The 18,575-nt window shown below is 63.0% G+C and carries 14 protein-coding genes and 1 tRNA gene; 2 read left to right on the top strand and 13 right to left on the bottom strand.

Features of this window, described 5'->3' with window-relative positions; genetic code table 11:
- The first annotated feature begins 79 nt into the window (after window positions 1-79).
- Entirely contained in the window at window positions 80-1,687 is a 1,608-nt protein-coding gene (locus ABNT42_RS09955; RefSeq protein WP_348696580.1) for an amidase, read from the top strand.
- A gap of 75 nt (window positions 1,688-1,762) precedes the next feature.
- On the opposite strand, the gene dbpA is transcribed toward ABNT42_RS09955, so the two are convergent.
- From dbpA to ABNT42_RS09935, 4 genes are all read right to left on the bottom strand, one after another.
- Complete coding sequence (gene dbpA / locus ABNT42_RS09950; RefSeq protein ID WP_155435089.1) at window positions 1,763-3,172, bottom strand: ATP-dependent RNA helicase DbpA; 1,410 nt, start codon at window positions 3,170-3,172, stop codon at window positions 1,763-1,765.
- A 77-nt stretch (window positions 3,173-3,249) separates the two neighbouring features.
- Window positions 3,250-3,474: a hypothetical protein gene (locus tag ABNT42_RS09945; RefSeq protein WP_348696577.1), complete on the bottom strand. Its 225-nt coding sequence runs from the start codon at window positions 3,472-3,474 to the stop codon at window positions 3,250-3,252.
- Between the two features lie 125 nt (window positions 3,475-3,599).
- Window positions 3,600-5,261: an acid phosphatase gene (locus tag ABNT42_RS09940; protein WP_348696575.1), complete on the bottom strand. Its 1,662-nt coding sequence runs from the start codon at window positions 5,259-5,261 to the stop codon at window positions 3,600-3,602.
- 113 nt (window positions 5,262-5,374) lie between these two features.
- Window positions 5,375-5,833, bottom strand: coding sequence for a VOC family protein (locus ABNT42_RS09935; protein WP_348696573.1), 459 nt, complete (start codon window positions 5,831-5,833; stop codon window positions 5,375-5,377).
- Window positions 5,834-5,995: 162 nt separating this feature from the next.
- Here ABNT42_RS09935 and ABNT42_RS09930 point away from each other — a divergent pair, with 162 nt between their 5' ends.
- Window positions 5,996-6,463: a hypothetical protein gene (locus ABNT42_RS09930; protein ID WP_348696571.1), complete on the top strand. Its 468-nt coding sequence runs from the start codon at window positions 5,996-5,998 to the stop codon at window positions 6,461-6,463.
- Window positions 6,464-6,490: 27 nt separating this feature from the next.
- On the opposite strand, the gene ABNT42_RS09925 is transcribed toward ABNT42_RS09930, so the two are convergent.
- The 9 genes from ABNT42_RS09925 to ABNT42_RS09885 form a co-directional block, all read right to left on the bottom strand.
- Window positions 6,491-7,021: a GNAT family protein gene (locus tag ABNT42_RS09925; protein WP_348696569.1), complete on the bottom strand. Its 531-nt coding sequence runs from the start codon at window positions 7,019-7,021 to the stop codon at window positions 6,491-6,493.
- Window positions 7,022-7,095: 74 nt separating this feature from the next.
- Window positions 7,096-7,172: transfer RNA gene (locus ABNT42_RS09920), tRNA-Met, on the bottom strand.
- Between the two features lie 52 nt (window positions 7,173-7,224).
- Window positions 7,225-8,394: a class I SAM-dependent methyltransferase gene (locus tag ABNT42_RS09915; protein WP_348696567.1), complete on the bottom strand. Its 1,170-nt coding sequence runs from the start codon at window positions 8,392-8,394 to the stop codon at window positions 7,225-7,227.
- 113 nt (window positions 8,395-8,507) lie between these two features.
- Window positions 8,508-9,560, bottom strand: a complete 1,053-nt coding sequence (locus tag ABNT42_RS09910) for a hypothetical protein (RefSeq protein WP_348696565.1) — start codon at window positions 9,558-9,560, stop codon at window positions 8,508-8,510.
- Between the two features lie 76 nt (window positions 9,561-9,636).
- On the bottom strand, window positions 9,637-9,846 hold the full coding sequence (locus ABNT42_RS09905) for a hypothetical protein (protein ID WP_155435095.1): 210 nt from the start codon (window positions 9,844-9,846) through the stop codon (window positions 9,637-9,639).
- A gap of 40 nt (window positions 9,847-9,886) precedes the next feature.
- Window positions 9,887-10,504 (bottom strand): putative metalloprotease CJM1_0395 family protein, encoded by a 618-nt coding sequence (locus ABNT42_RS09900; RefSeq protein ID WP_348696563.1) that lies wholly within the window; start codon window positions 10,502-10,504, stop codon window positions 9,887-9,889.
- 115 nt (window positions 10,505-10,619) lie between these two features.
- Entirely contained in the window at window positions 10,620-14,507 is a 3,888-nt protein-coding gene (locus tag ABNT42_RS09895; protein ID WP_348696562.1) for an AAA family ATPase, read from the bottom strand.
- A complete protein-coding gene (locus ABNT42_RS09890; RefSeq protein ID WP_348696560.1) occupies window positions 14,504-15,742 on the bottom strand; it encodes an exonuclease SbcCD subunit D C-terminal domain-containing protein in 1,239 nt (412 codons plus the stop codon). Before ABNT42_RS09890 ends, ABNT42_RS09895 begins: the two co-directional genes overlap by 4 nt.
- An 84-nt stretch (window positions 15,743-15,826) precedes the next feature.
- Entirely contained in the window at window positions 15,827-18,481 is a 2,655-nt protein-coding gene (locus tag ABNT42_RS09885; protein ID WP_348697130.1) for a diguanylate cyclase, read from the bottom strand.
- Window positions 18,482-18,575 lie beyond the last annotated feature (94 nt).

Raw genomic sequence — 18,575 nt, 5'->3', positions numbered from 1 at the left:
CTGGAAACACGCTGCTATATTTATAAGATGCAATAAGTTGCGCACGCGTTAATTCTGTTTCTTTTTCGATGGGGATGGCATGGATCGCAGGGAATTCGTACGGATCGGCTTGACGGCAGGTGCTGCCGCGGGCAGCAGCCGGGTGCTTGCCGCACCGTCGGGCGCTGCTTTCAAGTTCGGTGCGGGCGGCATTCTCGAAGCGGGCGTGCGCGAGCAGCAACAGATGATGGAAGCGGGCAAGCTGACCTCCCATTCGCTGACTTCGCAGTATCTGGCGCGCATCCGCAATATCGATAAATCCGGCCCGCGCCTGAACTCCATCATCGAGATCAATCCCGAAGCCCTGAAGATCGCGCTGGAAATGGACCGCGAGCGCATGCTCAAGCGTCTGCGCGGCCCGCTGCATGGCATTCCCGTTCTCCTCAAAGACAATATCGCGACGGGTGACCGTATGAGCACCACGGCCGGCTCGCTGGCGCTGAACGGGGTGCGTGCCGCGCGCGATGCCCATGTGGTGGCGCAGTTGCGGGCGGCCGGTGCCGTCATCATCGGCAAGACTAATCTGAGCGAGTGGGCCAATATGCGCTCCACCCATTCTGTCAGCGGCTGGAGTGCGCGCGGCGGCCTGACGCTGAATCCGTATTCGCTCGATCGTAACTGCAGTGGTTCCAGCTCCGGTTCGGGCGCCGCCATTGCGGCCAATCTGGCCACGCTGGCGGTGGGGACGGAAACCGATGGTTCCATCGTCTCGCCTGCCTCGATCTGTGGCGTGGTCGGCATCAAGCCGACGCTGGGGCTGGTCAGCCGCAGCGGTATTATCCCTATCGCCCATTCGCAGGATACGGCCGGTCCGATGGCGCGCAGCGTGGCCGATGCGGCGCTGATGCTGACGGCCATGGTGGGCGTGGATGCCGACGATGAAGCCACGGCGGAAAGCCGCGGCAAAATGACCGATTACAGCACGGCGCTGGAAAAGGGCGGCTTGCAGGGCAAGCGTATCGGCGTAGCGCGCAATTTCTTTGGCAGTAATCCGGAAGTGGATATGGTGATCGAGCGTGCGCTACAGGATCTGGCAGCGCAAGGTGCCACGCTGATCGATACGGAAGTGCCCAATTCGGCCAAGTACGGTGAGACCGAAACCGAAGTGCTGCTGTACGAATTCAAGGCCGATCTGGAAGCTTATCTGAAGAAGTACGCGCCCCATGCGCCGGTGGCGAATATGGCCGATGTGATTGCCTTCAACAAGAAGAATCACGAGCGCGAACTCAAATACTTCGGACAGGAATATCTCGAGCAGGCGCAGAGCAAAGGCGATCTGGATACGCCAGCGTATCGCGATGCGCTACTGAATAACCGCCGCTATGCGCGCGCGGAAGGGATAGATCAGGTGATGCAGCAGCACCAGCTCGATGCGCTGGTGGCGCCGACGGGTGGCCCCGCATGGCTGACCGACTTTATCAATGGCGACCATTATGGCGGCAGCTTCTCGTCGCCTGCCGCGGTGGCCGGTTATCCGCACATCACGGTGCCGGCAGGGCATGTGCAGGGCTTGCCGGTAGGGCTGTCGTTTGTGGGCGCTGCCTACAGCGAAGCACTGCTGATCCGCATGGCTTATTCCTACGAACAGGCCACGCGTCACCGCCGTGCGCCGCAATTCCCCGCCAGCGTATCGCTCAGCGTGCGCTAGGCCATGCACTAGTCCCAGGGCTAGATCGCTGGCCGGCCAGTACTGCCTTTGCGCGGCATGAGCCGCGCGGCACCATCAGATTTCGATAAAACGCATCTTGAAGTTGCGGCCTTTGAAAGCGCCGAAGTCGCCGCCCAGCGGATTGCCGCGGCTCAGGCGTTCGTAGGCGTCGTAGGCCACGCGGCGGTCGATCGCCACGTAGGTCTGGAACTCGGTGACGTTGATTTTGCCTACCTGTTCCTTGGCCAGACCCGCATCGCCCGTCAGCGCGCCCAGCACATCGCCCGGACGCAGCTTGTCCTTCTTACCGCCAGCGATTACCAGCGTCATCATCGGCGCGGCGTCGACGCCGTATTCGCCTTCATCCAGACTGTCGAGGTCATACCATGCGACCGGTGCCTGCTGATATTCTTCGATCAGCTTGACCCATTTTTTCTCGTTCGGTGCGCACAGCGACAGCGCCAGACCCTGCTCGCCACCACGGCCCGTGCGGCCGATACGGTGGATGTGTACTTCCGTGTCTTTCGACACGTCGACGTTGATCACGGCTTCCAGATTCTGGATGTCCAGTCCACGTGCGGCCACGTCGGTGGCGACCAGCACGGAGCAGCTACGGTTGGCGAACAGCACGAGGATTTCGTCGCGTTCGCGCTGTTCCAGTTCGCCGTACAGCGCCAGTGCCGAGAAACCCTTGGCGCGCAGTTCGTCCACCAGTTCGCGGCACTGCACTTTGGTGTTACAGAAGGCGATCGCCGAAACAGGTTTGTAGTGTGCCAGCAGGCGCGCCACGGCGCTGTTGCGCTGATCGAAACCGATCTCGAAGAACAGCTGTTCGATCTGGCTGTTGTCGTGCTGCGCTTCCACCGTCACTTCAACTGGATCGGCCAGGAAGGAATCGGTGGCGCGACGGATGTCGTCAGGGTAGGTGGCCGAGAACAGCAAGGTCTGGCGGCGTTTCGGGCAGGCGCTGACGATGTTGGCGATTTCGTCGTAGAAGCCCATGTCCGTCATGCGGTCGGCTTCGTCCAGCACCAGCGTTTCCACTTTCGACAGATCGAGCGTCTGGCGGCCCAGATGGTCGCGCACGCGGCCCGGCGTGCCGACGATGATGTGGGCGCCGTGTTCGAGCGAAGCGATCTGCGGACGCATGGGCGAACCACCGGTCAGCACCAGCACTTTGACATTGCCGGTGGCGCGTGCCAGACGGCGCAATTCGTTGGCCACCTGATCGGCCAGTTCGCGCGTCGGGCACAGCACCAGCGCCTGCACGGCAAACCATGCGGGATTCAGTTTGGCCAGAATGCCGATGCCGAAAGCGGCGGTCTTGCCGCTACCCGTTTTGGCTTGCGCGATCAGATCGCGCCCCTCCAGCACGGAAGGCAGACTTTGCGCCTGAATGGCGGTCATTTCCTTGTAGCCCAGAGTGTCGAGATTGGCCAGCAGGGCAGGCGCCAGCGGCAGGCTGTTGAAAGCGGTGGATGTCATGGTGTCAGACCTGTATAAAAAGGACGTCAGCACAGTCTAACAGGCTCTGAGACAGCCCGATGCTGTGGGAAAAATACTTAGTTTGGTGCCCACACCGGCAGGCCGGTGAGGTCTAGCTTGTCGTCGCGCACCCACAGTGGCAGACCGGTGGTGTCGGTCGGCTCCAGCAGTTCCAGTTGCACCTGTTTCTGTGTATTGCGCTTGGAGCGTGGTGGCGGCGGACGCTTGGGTTCGGGTTCGAGCGGCGCGGCCGGGCTGAAACCGGGCAGGTCGAACGTGGCGTTATCTTTTTTATCTCTCATGATTCATCTCTTGCCCACGGCGCGTGATGAAAATGCGCCGCTCAAAACAAAAGCCCGGCTGCAGCAGTCGGGCTCAGTGAAATACAGGGACGCAGTGTATCACAAAGCCACTGCGTCGCCTAACCTCAGCGGAAGCTGAGGGCGCCGGTCAGGTCGCCCGGCGGCAGGGCTTTACGCGCCGCGAAGGCGTCGTTACGGGTCTTCAGGCCGTCCAGCAGCGGCAGGCCGTGCAGGCGGGTGATGAAGCGCAGGATGGAGGTGGTGTCGTAGAAGCTGTGATCCACCTGTCCCTTCTTGGCATAAGGCGAAATCACGATGGCCGGAATGCGCGAGCCTGGGCCCCAGCGGTCGCCTTTGGGTGGCGCTACGTGATCCCACCAGCCGCCGTTTTCGTCGAAGGTGACGACGATGACCATGTCTTTCCACTGCGGCGATTTCTTCAGGTGCTCGATCACGTTGGTGATGTGGGCATCGCCCGATTCGATGTCCGAGTAGCCCGCGTGCAGATTCAGATTGCCTTGCGGTTTGTAGAAAGTCACGGCGGGCAGCTTGCCGGCAATGGCGTCAGCAAGGAATTTGTTCGAGATCGGGCTGTCACCCAGACCGCCGTCGCGCAGGTGTTCGGCGCGTGCCGCCGTACCCGGTGCAAACTGCTTGAAGTAGTTGAACGGCTGGTGGTGGTACTGGAAGTTAGGCTTCTCGCCGCCGCCGCGTGCATCCAGTGCGGCCTGCCATGCGCCGCCATACCACGCCCAGCTCACTTTTTTCGCCGTCAGCAGGTCGCCGATGGTGTCGTAGGTTTGCGGTGGCAGGGTGTTGGCGTCGTCCGGATTGGCCAGCATAGGATCGCCGCCCGGTGCCGGACGGATGTAACTAGGCTGGTACGGAGGTGCCATGGTGTTGACGGCATAGCCGTCCGGCGTGATGGCGCCGTTGTTGACGAAGTCCGGATGGCCGTCCATGGCCGAAGCGGGGCTGGTTTTGGTGACGCTGAGGCGGAAGCCGGTCGGGCCGTCATCCAGCACGGCGATTTTCTTGCGTGCTGCCGTTTGCGGTGCGTTGAAGTATTCCGGCGTGCGGCCGGAAATCAGGAACTGGTGATTCAGGTAGGAGCCGCCGAAGGCTGCCATGAAGAAGTTATCGCACAGGGTGTATTGCTCGGCGATCTTCCACAGGCCCAGATTCTTGCTGGTCTCGCCGTAGTAGCCCATCACCATGCCGCCCGTGTTGCCCCAGGCGGCAAAGCCGTCGTTGGCGCCGCCGTTAATCTGCATCTGGTTCTGGTAGAACAGGTGCCACAGGTCGCGCGTGATAACGGCTTCCGGCAATGGCTGACCGGTCGTATCGACCAGCTTGAACGGTGCATTTGGCAAGCCCTTGATATCGTCTTCCTTGATGGCGTACTTTTTGCCGCCGATGTCCTGCGTATTCGGCACCATGCCGCCCCAGATCTTCGGCAGGGTAGGCAGTACCGAACCATCGCGGTCGCGCTGCAGGCAGGCGGCCGGCGTGGCGCCCGACAGCGGCGCTGCGGTGCCGGGGAAGTTGGCGAACAGGTTGTTGAAGCTGCGGTTTTCCAGATAGATCACCACCACGTTTTTCACGTGGGCTTTGAGCTTAGCGTCCAGCGAGCTATTGCTGACGGCTTTGGCACTAGCGGTCTCGCTCACTACGGGCAGGGTGGCGGCGATACCGGTGGCAGCAGCGGCCTGAAAAATCCGCCGGCGTGAAGGGTTCGCTGGCGCATCCTGCACTACGGGCGCTTTATCCTGATCGGTATCTTTCACACTGGACTCCTAGGCTGAATAAAAGAGGCAATTGTGACAGTTTTGTGTCCAGCTTGGTATGGTGGAAAAGTAAATTGAAGTATCAGCCGCTCGCTATAGTTTGCTGCACTAGCCTAGGGCTGGATGCCGTCGACATGCAGGCGGTGGGCCGGATCAAGTACCCAGCCATCTTCGTAATCGACCTCGAACAGGTGGCCGTCGGGGTCCTTGAAATAGCCCGCCACGCCCCAGTCGGTGCGGGTGGCCGGCTTGACTAGGGTGCCGCCGGCGGCAACGGCGTGTGCCAGCACCTGCGCTACTTCATCGGGGCTGCGCGCCAGATAGACGAGGCCGACACCGGCAAAGCCGCTGCCGCTGACGGTGGGCGAGAGCGCATCGGCGGCAAAGGCGGCACGCGATAGCAGACACAGTGCGTAGCCGCCCAGATCGAACTTAACAAAGCCTTCATTGCTGCTAGCGGCGGGCTGCCAGCCCAGTGCCTGATAGAAACGTAGGGACGCGGCGACATCGTTCACGCCCAGTAAAATCAGATGCAGGCGCTGGCTAGGAGGGAGAGCGGCGAGAGGGTTCATGGCGGCTTGAAATTAAGTGGGTTAGCGTACTTTCCTGTTAAGGTTGAACAGAATACCATCATGTTGAGCCGGCAAATTGCGTAGAAACTCACTACCTTGCGGGGCGCGATGGTTTATAGTGTCAGGGGCAGCAAACGCGCTTAGAACGCCGAGGAAAAAAAATTGAAACAAGCCCGTTTAGTCTCTGGTCTGGTATCGCTGGTATCGCTGGTATCGCTGGCACTGAGCCCGAGTGCGCGCGCGCAGGAGCCGATTCCCGACCATCAGCAATGCCGCTTCATACAGGGGCTGATGCGTCCTATCGACAGTATGGCCAAGCGCAAATTCAAGCGCTCGCAGGCCAAGGTGCTGGAGCGGCGCGACCAGACGGTGGTGTATGAACTGGCGCCCGATCCGGCAGTCTATCTGAACGTGGTGCTGGGCGCGCATAACCGTGTGGTGATTGCGCAGGCCTACATTGATGGCGACTATCTGAAGCGCCACAAACTTACTCCCGCCTCTATCCGCAAGCAGCTGGGCATACCGGCCGGCCAGAGTCTGCCCGCCCAACTGGCCTGCGACATCGCCAGCGTCGATCTGATCGGTGGCGACAATCTCGAGTCTCTCGTATTTGACCGTTATCTCGATTGAGTGTGCCCGCAGCGCCAGTGCATCTGTTCAGGGATGGATGTCTGCGGCATGCGCTTCGAAGTACAGTAGGTCGAACCACTGGCCGTCGAGTTCGAAGGCACGCTGGGCGTGGCCGAACTGCCTGAAACCATTGTCGCTTAACACGCGGATGGAGGCCGGATTTTCCGGGCGACAGGTCGCTTCGATACGGGCTAGCGCCAACTCTTGAAAGGCTTGTTGCAACAAGAGGCGGACCGCATGGCGGGCAATCCCGCGCCCAGTTTCACGTTCACCGACGCGGTAGCCTAGCGAGCCGGAATGATAATGGGCGCGCTTTATCTGGGTGAGGTTGACGCGCGCCACCAGTCGGCCATTGTCCCGTACTAGGTACTGATAGGCATGGTCTGCACCTGCTTCCTGCTGCGCCAGTTCGATGGCGGCTGCAACGCCTTCGCGGCTGTAGAATTGGGCGGGGCGGGCGTTGATCCAGCGTTCGAAAAATTCACGGTTGCGTAGTTCGAATTCCAGTAGCTGGTCGAGGTCGGCGAGGGTGGGGCGGTGGAGGGTAATGGTTTGCATACGCTGCGCTGCTATTTCCCGTGCGGATGTGAAAAAGCCGCTGACTTCGTGAGAAATCAGCGGCTTTTAGAATCTGGTTGCGGGGACAGGATTTGAACCTGTGACCTTCGGGTTATGAGCCCGACGAGCTGCCAGACTGCTCCACCCCGCGTCTGAAGGCACACATTATATACACCTGTGCGCTGAAATGCAAGGGGGCTGTATCAGACCGCTGCCAGCCGCCATAGCGAAGTGACTTCGGCAGCGCGGGCGGCATGTAGCGGATCGCTGGCGTCGCTGGCGCGCGGATGAACCGGGCGTACGTCTTGCCGGCCCAGTACTTTCAGGCCCGCTTCGGCGATCCATCCCAGTAGCTGCTCGCGTGGGCGCAAGCCCAGATGTTCGGCCAGATCGGACAGGATCAGCCAGCCTTCTCCAGCCGGCGTCAGGTGTTCTTTCAGGCCGGCGAGGAAGCCGCGCAGCATGCGGCTGTCCGGGTCATACACTGCGTATTCGATGGAAGAGCTAGGGCGCGCTGGTACCCAGGGCGGATTACATACCACCAGCGGCGCACGGCCGGCAGGGAACAGGTCGGCCTGTTGCAGTTCTACCTGATGATCCAGTTCCAGCCGCAGCAGATTCTCGCGCGCGCAACTGAGGGCGCGCTGGTCCATATCGGTGGCCACGACTTTGCGGATGCCCCGCTGGGCCAGCACGGCTGACAGTACGCCCGTACCAGCGCCGATGTCGAACGCCAGCGAAACATCCTTGGGCAGCGGGGCCTCGGCCACCAGTTGCACATATTCGCCACGCACCGGCGAGAACACCCCGTAGTGCGGGTGGATACGGGCCTGCAGGGCGGGAATTTCGACGCCGGTGCGGCGCCACTCGTGGGCGCCGATCAGTCCCAGTAGCTCGCGCAGCGAGGCGACGAAGGGCGCGCTAAAGCGGCCATAGGCTTCGTTGCAGGCCAGTTGCACATCGGGTGCGCGGCGCAGAGGAATGCTGTAGCCCGCTTCGAACGGTATCAGCAGCATGGCCAGCGTGCGGGCACGCTGCGATTGTGCCTGCCGGTGCAGGTGGAAGGCTTCCGTGGGCGTGGCCGCTGGTTTGGGCGGCTTGGCTTTTTTGCCGCCACGTCCCTTGTGGTCGGCGCGGCGGGCCAGTGCCTGCAAAAGCTGACGTGCGTTCTGGAAGTCGCCGCGCCATAGCATGGCGGTGCCTTCGCAGGCCATGCGGTAGGCGATATCGGCATTGGTGCGGTCATCCGCGATGACCACGCGCTTGGGCGGCGGCATGCCCGCTTCCGAATGCCAGACGGCGCTGCATGGGACGCCGTTCTCCTCCCAGTGGATCATTTGAGGTGCTGCAGGGGCGGCGGTTTGTACGGACATGGCGGGCGATCAGTAGGTAAGTGGACGTCGGGGCGAAGCGAAAACCGCCGGAGATGGCTGGCATCTCTGGCGGTTGTTGCGCTGGCGGCACCTATTATACTGGCCGTTGCTGTTTAGGCGTCGCGATCGCCATCCTGATCGGTATCCGCTGCGGTGCTGGCTGCTGCCGGTGCCGGTGCAGGAACGGCAGCGGCAGCGTCAGCGTCAGTGGCCGCCTCGGCCGCCGTGCTGCTGGCGGCATCGCTGCTGGTCGCTGCCGTGCTGCCCTGGGCTTTGGCCGTATCGCCGTCATTTGAGACGGCCTTGGCCTTGTCGGCGGCGCTAGGAGCGCTGTAGGTATTGGTGTCTTTGCTGTTGACCAGATTGAGCAGGCGCAGCGACAGGCTGCGCAGCGTGTTACGGTCGATGCCGTCGCTGCTGCGGTCCGGCGAGCTGTCGCCAGTCGACAGGGCGGTCTGCAGATCCAGTCCGATCAGCTTGAACAGGTCGGACAGGGTGCCGGGGAAATCGATATTCGGCAACTGGACTTTCGGCAGCTCGCTGGTGCTGGTGGTCAGGCCACGGCTGGCTTCAGTCCGGGCGCTCGAGGTTTTCTGGGTCGACAGGCTATCCAGCAGTTGCTGCGCGCTGCTGCCCGAGTCGCTGCTGCCATTGACGACGCTGCTGCTGCGGCTAGCGGAGGCGCTCAACTGGGCGTCGTACTGGACTTCCACTTCGAAGTCGAATTTGCGGCCATCAGCCGTGGTGATGGTGCCCTTGCCGATGAAATGCGAACTGTCGGTCAGCTGGAAGGCGGCAGCGGAACTGCTGCCAAAGCTGCCGCTAGTCTGGCGCACGCCCGCTGCGACGGTGCTGGAACTATCCAGACTGGCGCTATCGAAGCTGATCTGGGCATCTTTGCCGCTGCTGCCAAACAGGGTCTGGGCGAAGCTGCTGAGGAAGCTCTGGGCGTAGTCTATGGTGTCGTTGCTGACGGCGGCCAGATGCTGGTCGAGCGCATTGCTGGCCGAGCCGGCCGCAATCGAGCTGACCGGATTGGCGCTGGCCGGCACAGTATTGCTGGCCTGGACTTGCCGGCTAGCGCTGGTTTTGCTGTCATTTGGCGTGCCGCCAGCATACAGCGAGGCTGGCAGGTTGCGCGATGTGAGGGCAGATATGGTGGACATGGCAGATTCCAGCAGATTCCGTTTGATGATATTTCTTTTAACGGTAATCTGGCCGGAATCTTGAGCCCGCAGTCACTTAGTGGTGGTGGGTCCAGCCTTCCGGTGCCGCCAGATAGGATTCCACCGCGTCTTTTTGACCGATGGCGTGGTGCTTAGGCTCGCCGCAGGCGCAAACGCCGAAATACGGCTGGATGTGCGAGCAGGCCGAGACTTTCTGCAGGCGTACCTGTACGGCTTTGGCGCATTTGGCGCATTTGAAGGTCAGGGTGCGTGGTGCTTTTAACATGTTGTGCTCTGAAAGACGGACAAAGGCGGCATTCTAGCATTCAGGCATAGATATCGAGTTTGGGCGGCACCAGCGGCAGTTGCTGGTAGGTCTGGCTGACTTTCTGGCTGCCGCTGTCGTTACTGCTGCCGCTGGCGCTGGCCGCCAGTTCCTGCGCCTGCTGCACGGCCAGTTCTGTGCGGGCCTGCAATTCCATCTGCTGGGCCTGAGCCGCCACCGCCTGATCAGCGCCGGACGGACTGGCCGGTGCCAGCGCGGCCGCCTGTATGGTGCGGGCCCGTTCTATGGTTTCCTGCGGTGTGCGGCCGGGCGAGGTATCGATATGCACTTCGCCACCGATGGCGTAATCGACCCCGTTGGGGCCGCGCTGATAGGTGTAGGACGCGCCCGACGTGGCCAGACCGCCGGCCGTGGCCATGTGCGCCTGTTCGTGCTGGCGCACTTCCGTGTCGCGCGCCTTGAGCTGGGAGATCAGTGCCAGCGCTTCTGGCGTCAGATTGGTGGTGGCAGCACTGCCGGAAAAGCTGGTAGCGGGAGCGGCACTAATGGAGGCGGATGCCGGACCGGCTGGCGTCGCCGACGCAGCCACCCGCACCGGCATCACGCTGGGCGTGGCCGGCTGGCTGGTAGTGCGGGGCGTAGTGGCGCTCAGGTTCATGGTGTGCGGTCCGGACGGCAGCCGCGCAGCTGGGCGACGGCTCAGCTAAATGATAGCAAATTTATAGCGCAGCATCGCCCGCGCCGATCATAGACCGGTATCCGCGCCGTCAGCGCTAGCCCTGCACGCTGACGCAGCTGCGGCCGCCAGCCGCGGGCTGCACCAGTATGCGGGTGGCGATGCGCTCCGTCATCTCCTGTACGTGCGAGATCACGCCCACCTTGCGTCCCATGGCTTGCAGTCCATCGAGGGCGTCCATGGCGACACGCAGGGTTTCCGCGTCCAGACTGCCGAAACCTTCGTCGATGAATAGCGATTCGACCCGCACGCGGTTGGATGACAGCGAGGCCAGACCCAGCGCCAGTGCCAGCGAGACGAGGAAGGATTCGCCGCCGGAGAGCGAATGCACCGAGCGCATTTCGTCGCCCATGTCGCGGTCACGCACCTGCAGCGCCAATGACGGGCTGGCCGGATGGACGATGCGTTCCAGCTGGTAGCGCCGCGCCAGATGGCGCAGATGGGCATTGGCATAGCCTAGCAGTACATCCAGCGTGTACTGCTGGGCGTAGTTGCGGAATCGCTTGCCGTCGGCCGAGCCTATCAGCTCGTTCAGACGCGCCCAGCGCTGTTCGCTGGCTTCCTGCTGTTCGATCTGGGCCAGCATGGCCTGCGCACTGTTACGGCGCGCGTCATCCTGCGCCAGTGCCAGTTGCGCCGCTACAGTCTGTTCACGCGCAAGGCGGAATTCTTGCTGCAACGCTGACAGCGCGCGCGCCAGCAAGGTGCTGGCGGCGGCTAACTTGCTCTCGGCAGATTGCCCCTGCGTGGCGCTGCCAGCTGGCGTCGGATCCGCGCTATCGGCGTCGGCGGCAGTGGCATGCGTGTCGGGTGTCGTCAGTGCCAGTTCGCTATCGGGCGTGGCTGGCGGTGCCGTGGTCGCGTGCTGCTGGCGCTGGTGCTGGCGTTCCTGCAGCACGGTGGCGGCCGTTGCCGCATTGCGCTCCAGCGCCTGTAGTGCCGCGCGCTGCTGGTCGATGGCTTCCGGCGTGACGGCCAGCAGGGCATGTAGCTGTTCCAGATCGTCCAGTGCGGTCTGCTGCTGCAGATTGTATTCGCGCAGCCAGTCCTGCAGCGCCTGTTGTGCATGGGCGCCTGCCTGCTGCAGATTCGCCAGATGACCTTGCGCCTGCGCTTGCGCGGCTTCGGCCCGTGCACCATCTTGCGCGGCCTGCTGGGCAGCGTGCTGGCGCTGTGCCAGTTGCTGGCGCGCCCCATCGAGCGTCTGGTTCAGCGCCGCTTCGACTTCGCTCACTGGCTGGCCGGCCCACAGTTGCTGGCGTTGCTGCCGCAGATCCTGCAACTGCGCTTCGGCGCTGCTGTAGGCCACCCTTGCCTGTACCGCATCGCGCTGGGCTTTGCTCTGGGCTTCCAGACCGGCCCGCAGTTCGATATCCAGCGTCTGCAGGCGCTGATGGCGTGCGTCGTAGCTGGCGCGCTGGCGCAGCCACTGGGCAGCTTCGCTCTGACGGGCGGCGAAGAAGCGCGCTGGTGCGGCACGCCATGCATCTTTCCAGTCATCGCTGGGCAGATCGCTGCCGCTGAAGGCGGGATCAAGGTCGGCCAGCAGACTGCTGAGAGTCAGCGCCAGATCGACGCGCTGTACATCGAGTGCCTTGGCTTCGCTGCGGCTTTCGGCCAGCGCGGTCTGCCAGCTGGCGACGGTCTGTTGTAACTGCTGGTGCTCGCTGCGGCTAAGGCTTAGTGCTGCCTGTACTTCTTCATGTGCCTGCCGTGCCTGATGCCAGTCTCTTTCCTGTGCTTCGATGCTCTGCAGGGCAGCGCCCAGCTGTTCCAGCTGACTGACCAGCCAGCCAGTGCGCTCGCCAGCTTCGGGCAACGGCTCGCTGGTCAGTTGTGCTTCCATGGCCTGCCATGCCTGTGCCGCCTGCGCCAGCGCCGGTGCCAGCGTGGTGGTCTCGCGCGCCAGTGCCTGCAACTGATCGAGGCAGGATTGTTCGGTGGTGCGGCGTGCCGTCTGCAGCGCCAGATTGGCCTCTACCTGCTGGCGCCAGTGTGTCACCTCCGTTTCCAGTCCGGCCAGCAAGGACAGCAGCCGGCTATCGTCGTGATGATAGGGGTGTTCGGTTGCGCCGCAGACGGCGCAGGGCTGGCCGTCCTCCAGTGTGGCGCGCAGATCCTGCACGCTGGCGGCGCAGGCAGCCTGCGCCAGTTTGAGTGAGCGCTCGGCCTGTGTGCTGTGGGCTAGCAGTGTGCCGGCCTGTTGCTGCGCCGTTTTGAGTTCGGCATCGGCTTGCGCCGCGGCCGTGCGCAACTGGTCGGCCTGCAGCAGCAGGTAGCTATGGCGCGACTGGCGTGCATCGAGCTCGATCCAGCGCTTTTCAGCCTGTGCCAGCAGATTACGCCGTGCGCCCAACTGCTGGCGGCTAGCCTGCAACTGCGCGGGCGCATACTGTGCCAGCGTAGTGGCCGCGTTCTGGTGCTGCTGCTCCAGTACCTGCAGGCGCTGGCTGCCGGCAGCCAGTTGCGACTGGGCCTGAGCCTGCTGTTCCTGCTGGTGCTGCACCTGCTGCTGTAGCCTTGCCAGCGCCTGATTCAATCGTTCCGCCTGCGCGGCCTGCTGGCCGGCTTGTACGAACAGGACTTCCCAGCGTTCCCACGACTGCGCCATGGCAGCCCATTGCTGGTGCTGTGCTAGCCATTGCTTACTGCTGTCCTGTTGCGCGGCGAGCTGCTGGCGCTCGTCATTGCGCGCCTGCTGGGCGGAGCGGGCCGCCAGATCGGCCTGATCGGCCTCGGCGCAGGCGGCTGCCGCCTGCTGGAATGCCGGCTGCAGGGCCGCGACGCGGGCATCGAGCGCCTTGGCCTGATCCAGCAGCGGGGTGGCGTCGCGCAGTGCCTGCTCGGCCAGCTGTAGCTGCTGGCTGGCGCTGTGCTGGGCATGATTGTGCTGCTCCAGCGCACTGGCGGCCTGCTGCGCTTGCAGTGCCAGCGCGGCGATCTGCTGGGTAGTGGTGCTGACTTCGCGGCTCAGGCGCTGGCATTCGCTGGCCAGTGCGCGTGCAGGCTGGACGGCATCGAGTTGCGCTAGCGCGGCGCGTTGCGGCGCGGCCTGTTCGATGGCGGCATGGGCGGCAGCGCAGGCCAGACTGGCCTGCTGCTCGGCTTCGGCCAGCCGCTGCGCCTGCTGGTGCCAGTGCAGTTGCTGTTCCAGCGCAGTGCTGCGCTGTTCCAGTTCCTGCTGTACCGCCAGCGCGGCGCTGTGACGCTCTTCCAGTTCCTGCCGCTGCTCGGCACTGCATGGTTTCTGGTCGGCCAGCCGGTCGTTCAGGCGCTGCAGGGCTTCCTGTTCCTGCTTGTAGCGCGCATAGGCGCGCATCGAAATTTCGCTGTAGATGGCACTGCCGGTCAGTTTTTCCAGCAGTTCGCCCCGCTCGTTGTCTTCCGCTTTGAGGAAGGCCGAGAATTCGTTCTGTGCCAGTAGTACGGCGCGGGTGAACTGTTCGAACGACAGGCCGATGCGCTTCTCGATTTCTGCCTTCACTTCCGTCTTGGTATGCCCCAGCGGTTGCAGTGCCGGTAGCAGGTGCAGCGACATGGCGGTGGGTTGCAGCGCGCCCTCGGCACGCGTGCGGGCGCGCCGCACGCTCCAGCGGGCGCGATAGCTGGCGCCGTCGCCACCGACGAAATCGACTTCGGCATAGCCTTCTGCCGTGCCACGGCGCAGCAGGTTGCGGGTGTCCTGGGTGGTGATGGTTTCGCTGCCCACGTCGGCCAGATAATTACGGCCAGCCACCCGCAGCAGACGCGGGGTAGCGTCGTACAGGGCCAGACAGAGGGCGTCTAGCAGGGTGCTTTTGCCCGCACCCGTGGGGCCGCTGATGGCGAACAGGCCGCTGGCGGCCAGCGGCTGCTGTTCGAAGTCCACACTGAACTCGTCGGCCAGCGAGGCCAGATTTTTACCGGCGATACGTAGAATTCTCATGGCAGCAGCAACTCCGCGAAAGCACTCAGCTGGTCGGGCGGCGCATCCTGATCGTAGCGCTGGCGGTACAGCTGGCGAAAGATCTCGTCGGGCTGCATGCGTTCCAGCTGGTCCAGCGTCAGCATAGCCGTATCGGCCGCGCCGCTACGGGCAGCGCTGGTGGTTTCGATTTTTGCCAGCCGCACGGCTTTGCCTTCCAGCGCCGCTTCGACCCTGGCACGCAGGCCCGGTTCCGGTGCGTCCAGCAGCACCCGTACCTCCAGCAGGGGCTGGCGTTCGGCCGGCACTTCTTCTGCTGCCAGCGCGGCCAGTTGTACCAGCACTTCGGCCAAAGGTGCGGGGCGGGGCGGCACCCGCAGCAGGGGCACGGCGCGCGGCACCGGCAGTGCGGTGATCTGGCCTAATTCACCGCCGGCCAGATCGATCTGCAGTACCTGATGCTGGTAGCCGATCTCGGCAAATGACAGGGGCAGCGGGCTGCCGCAGTAGCGGATGTGCTGCTGTTTGCCCACGCTCTGCGCCAGATGCAGGTGGCCCAGTGCGGCATAACAGATCTCGCTGCCGAAGATCCCTGCGGGCAGCATTTCCGTGCCGCCGATGACGATACGGCGCTCGGAGTCTTCCGACATTTGCCCATCGACCATGTGGCAGTGGCCCATGGCCAGTATCGGCTGGCCTGCACTGCGGCAGGCCAGTGCATGTTCCAGCGTCTGCCGGTAGAGCAGGGCGATGCCGGCCAGATAGGGATCCGCGCTGCTGCTCTGGCCTTCGGCCTGCGGCGGGCGTGGCACATCGGCCGGACGCAGGAAGGGCACGGCCAGACACCATGCCTGCACGGCGCCGTCGCGATCGGTCAGCGGCAGCACCATGGCGGCGACATCGATGGTGCCATCGGCCGTGCGCGGCACATGGCCGATTACCCGCGTGCCATGTGCTTCCAGCAGCGGTGCGGGGGCTTCCAGCCGGCCCGGCGAATCGTGGTTGCCGGCAATGACGATCAGGTTCAGATGCGGCACCCGTTCGCGCGCGGCGCGCAAAAACTGGTAGAACTGGCGCTGCGAGGCAGCCGAAGGATTGGCGTTATCGAAGATATCTCCGGCGATCAGCAGGGCATCGGCCTGCTGCTGTTCCAGCGTATCGAGCAGCCAGTCGAGAAACTGCTGGTGTTCGTAATGGCGCTCGTAGTTATGCAAGGTCTGGCCCAGATGCCAGTCGGAAGTGTGCAGCAGACGCATGGAGTGAGTAGTCAGAACAGCAGGGAAGCGCACAATATAGCGCAAGTTGCTGCCGGCGAGGTTGAGAAAGTGCAGTAGCGAGGGTCAGGCTGCGTAGTCAGCAAGTGGCGCGCCGGCACGGTAGGTATTACGGCCATTCTGTTTGGCCTGATACAGCAGCAGGTCGGCCTGATGCAGCAGTTCTGCCGGCGTGATGTCCTGATTGCGGTAGAAGGCCAGACCGATACTGGCCGAGATCGAGACGATGGTGCCGTCCAGATCGAACGGTGCCTGCATGGTGGTGACGATCTTGGCGGCCAGCGCGGTGGCATCTTCGGCGCGGTTGATGCGATCCATGATGATGGTGAATTCGTCGCCACCCAGACGGGCGATGGTGTCGCTGGCGCGCATGGTGTGGGTCAGGCGGGTCGAGAAGGCGCGCAGCAGCGCGTCGCCGACGCTGTGGCCGTAGGTGTCATTGACGGGTTTGAAGCGGTCGATATCCATATACATCACGGCCATCAGGTGCTGGCCTTCGGCACTGGCCTGCATGCTGTCGCTGAGCTTCTGCAGGAAGCCGGCACGGTTAGTCAGCCCGGTCAGGGTGTCGATCTGGGTCAGGCGCAGCAGGCGCTGTTTCTCGCGCTTCTGCACGGTGATGTCCTGCCGCATGACGTGGAAGCCGATTACCGTGTTGCCATCCTCGTCTACCTGCGGAATGTAGACCACCTCGAAGGTGCGGATCGTGGTGTCGCTGCTGTCTTCCTCTTCGAAGTTGAGGGTTTCGCCGGCCAGCGCACGCTTGATATACGGCGATAGGTAGTCGTAGCGTGCGGCACCCATGGTCTCCAGCACGCTCTTGCCCAGCACGGTGGTGCCACTGCGATTGAACTCGCGCTCGTAGGCGATGTTATGGAAGCGGAAAATCTCTTCGCTGTCGATGTAGGCCACCATCGCCGGCAGGGTGTCGGCGATAGTGCGCAGACGCGCTTCGCTTTCGCGTAGCGCCATGACGGATTTGCGCACGTGGGTGATATCGTCGACCGTACCGACATAGCCGTAGATCTGTTTGTCGACGATCATGGCGGCGATCTTGAACATCACCCAGACTATGCTGCCGTCAGGGTGGACGCAGCGCAGCGTGTCCTGATACGGCAGGCGCGTCACTGCCATCTGTTTCAGCGCAGCCTGCAGGTTGGCACGGTCGCCCGGATGAATGGCGCGCAGCCAGTTTTCGCCTAGCGCTTCCGAGCGCATCAGGCCGGTGACGAATTCGAAAGTGCGGTTGACATAGGTGCACTGGCCATTCGCGTCGGCCCGCATCAGCCCCAGCGGCGACACATCGTTGACGGCTGCCAGTTCGGCCTGACTCTTGCGGATCGCCAGTTCGCTTTTCTTGCGCGGCGTGATATCGCGGGTGGTGACGGCCACGCCTTCCTTGATCGGCACAATCTGGTGATGGAACCAGTAATGCTCGCCGCTGGGCAGGAAGTCGACTTCGAACTCCTCGTCCAGCGGATGACCGGTCAGCAGCACAGTCTTGTATTTTTCTACAAAGCCGTGCGTGTGCAACTGCGGCATGAGTTCCTGCAGGCGCTTGCCGCGTGCCTGATCGGCCGTCATGCCCAGCAGTGCGGCACCGCGGTCGTTCAGGCCCACCAGCGTGAAATCGGCAATCGGGTTATCGGCACCGCGCAGGCGGCAGGCTTTGAGCAGATACACGCAGTCCATGCTGGCATCGGCGGCGGCGCGCAGCATTTCCTGCGCTTCGCTGACCATCAGCGTGCTGCGATGCAGGCGCCGGGTCTGCTGGATCAGCAGCGCGACGAAGATCAGCACCATCAGCGAGCCTAGCGTGGCAGCGATCAGATAGCGTTCGCGGCGCAGTTCGAAGCCGGCCATTTCCGACTTCAGCGGGTTGCCCGCCACGGCCAGTAGCAGGTAGCGCGGCATTTCTGCATAGCCGTAGATGCGTTCCACTGCGTCGAACGGCCGCGCCAGCAGCAGTTCGTCGAGTGTACCGATACGGCCACCGCTCTGGGCGGCGGTAAAATCAATGGCGTCACTGATAATGAGCTGCTCGTCTACGCGTGCCGTGGCGATACCGTTTTCGCGACTGATCAGCATGACGCTGCCACCGGGGTCCAGATTCAGGCGGTCGTAATCTTCCACGAAAGTAGCCGGATCGATCATCATCACGATCACCCCGGCAAACTGGCCATCGCGCTGGTTGAGCCGGCGCGAGATCTGGATCTGCCATTTCTTGCTTCGCGGCTCGACTACCGGGGTAGTGACTAGCGGGGTGTCGGAACTGTTCTGGGCGTGATGCAGGAAGAAGGGTTGCTGCCCCAGTTGCGGGGCGAAATAGCCAGAGCGGCTTTCGATGACGCGGCCATCGGCGGCCACCAGTGCCAGTGGCAGTTCGAGTTTGGATGGCAGCAGCGAATCGAGCAGGCCGTTAGCGCGGGTGAATTCGGCTAGCCGCAGGGTGCCGCCCGATTCCTCGAACTTGAGCTTGAATAGCTGGGTGGCATGGTCGCTCTGGCGTAGCAGGTGGTTGGTATGTTCGGCCAGCGTACGGGCCAGCGACTGGCTATGCAGCACTGCCTCGTAACGGGCTGAAACGCGCTCCTGCTCCACCTGAAATAGCACGGCAGTCCACATGCCCGCCAGCAGAGCGAGCGCGAACGCCGGCAGCAGTATCGCGCGATACAGCCGGCGTAAATAGCTGCGCGACATGGGAGGGGCAGGGGTCTTCATCAAGGGGCAGTATTGTCCACTAAATTGCCACAGAATGCCATCGATCTAATTCTGCATGGAAATGTCTCATTTGGGGTTCGTTTATGGCGGCAAA

The sequence above is a fragment of the Duganella fentianensis genome (assembly GCF_964031615.1).
GTDB lineage: Bacteria > Pseudomonadota > Gammaproteobacteria > Burkholderiales > Burkholderiaceae_D > Rugamonas > Rugamonas fentianensis_A.
The sequence above is the reverse complement of the archived record's forward strand: the minus strand, read 5'-3'. Positions and strand labels throughout refer to the sequence as shown.

Bases quoted from the DNA above. Each gene is read 5' to 3' on its own strand.
- ABNT42_RS09945 (WP_348696577.1), bottom strand. From the start codon at position 3,474: ATGAGAGATAAAAAAGATAACGCCACGTTCGACCTGCCCGGTTTCAGC.
- ABNT42_RS09925 (WP_348696569.1), bottom strand. From the start codon at position 7,021: ATGCAAACCATTACCCTCCACCGCCCCACCCTCGCCGACCTCGACCAG.
- ABNT42_RS09935 (WP_348696573.1), bottom strand. From the start codon at position 5,833: ATGAACCCTCTCGCCGCTCTCCCTCCTAGCCAGCGCCTGCATCTGATT.
- ABNT42_RS09885 (WP_348697130.1), bottom strand. From the start codon at position 18,481: ATGAAGACCCCTGCCCCTCCCATGTCGCGCAGCTATTTACGCCGGCTG.
- ABNT42_RS09910 (WP_348696565.1), bottom strand. From the start codon at position 9,560: ATGTCCACCATATCTGCCCTCACATCGCGCAACCTGCCAGCCTCGCTG.
- ABNT42_RS09895 (WP_348696562.1), bottom strand. From the start codon at position 14,507: ATGAGAATTCTACGTATCGCCGGTAAAAATCTGGCCTCGCTGGCCGAC.
- ABNT42_RS09955 (WP_348696580.1), top strand. From the start codon at position 80: ATGGATCGCAGGGAATTCGTACGGATCGGCTTGACGGCAGGTGCTGCC.
- dbpA (WP_155435089.1), bottom strand. From the start codon at position 3,172: ATGACATCCACCGCTTTCAACAGCCTGCCGCTGGCGCCTGCCCTGCTG.
- ABNT42_RS09900 (WP_348696563.1), bottom strand. From the start codon at position 10,504: ATGAACCTGAGCGCCACTACGCCCCGCACTACCAGCCAGCCGGCCACG.
- ABNT42_RS09915 (WP_348696567.1), bottom strand. From the start codon at position 8,394: ATGTCCGTACAAACCGCCGCCCCTGCAGCACCTCAAATGATCCACTGG.
- ABNT42_RS09905 (WP_155435095.1), bottom strand. From the start codon at position 9,846: ATGTTAAAAGCACCACGCACCCTGACCTTCAAATGCGCCAAATGCGCC.
- ABNT42_RS09890 (WP_348696560.1), bottom strand. From the start codon at position 15,742: ATGCGTCTGCTGCACACTTCCGACTGGCATCTGGGCCAGACCTTGCAT.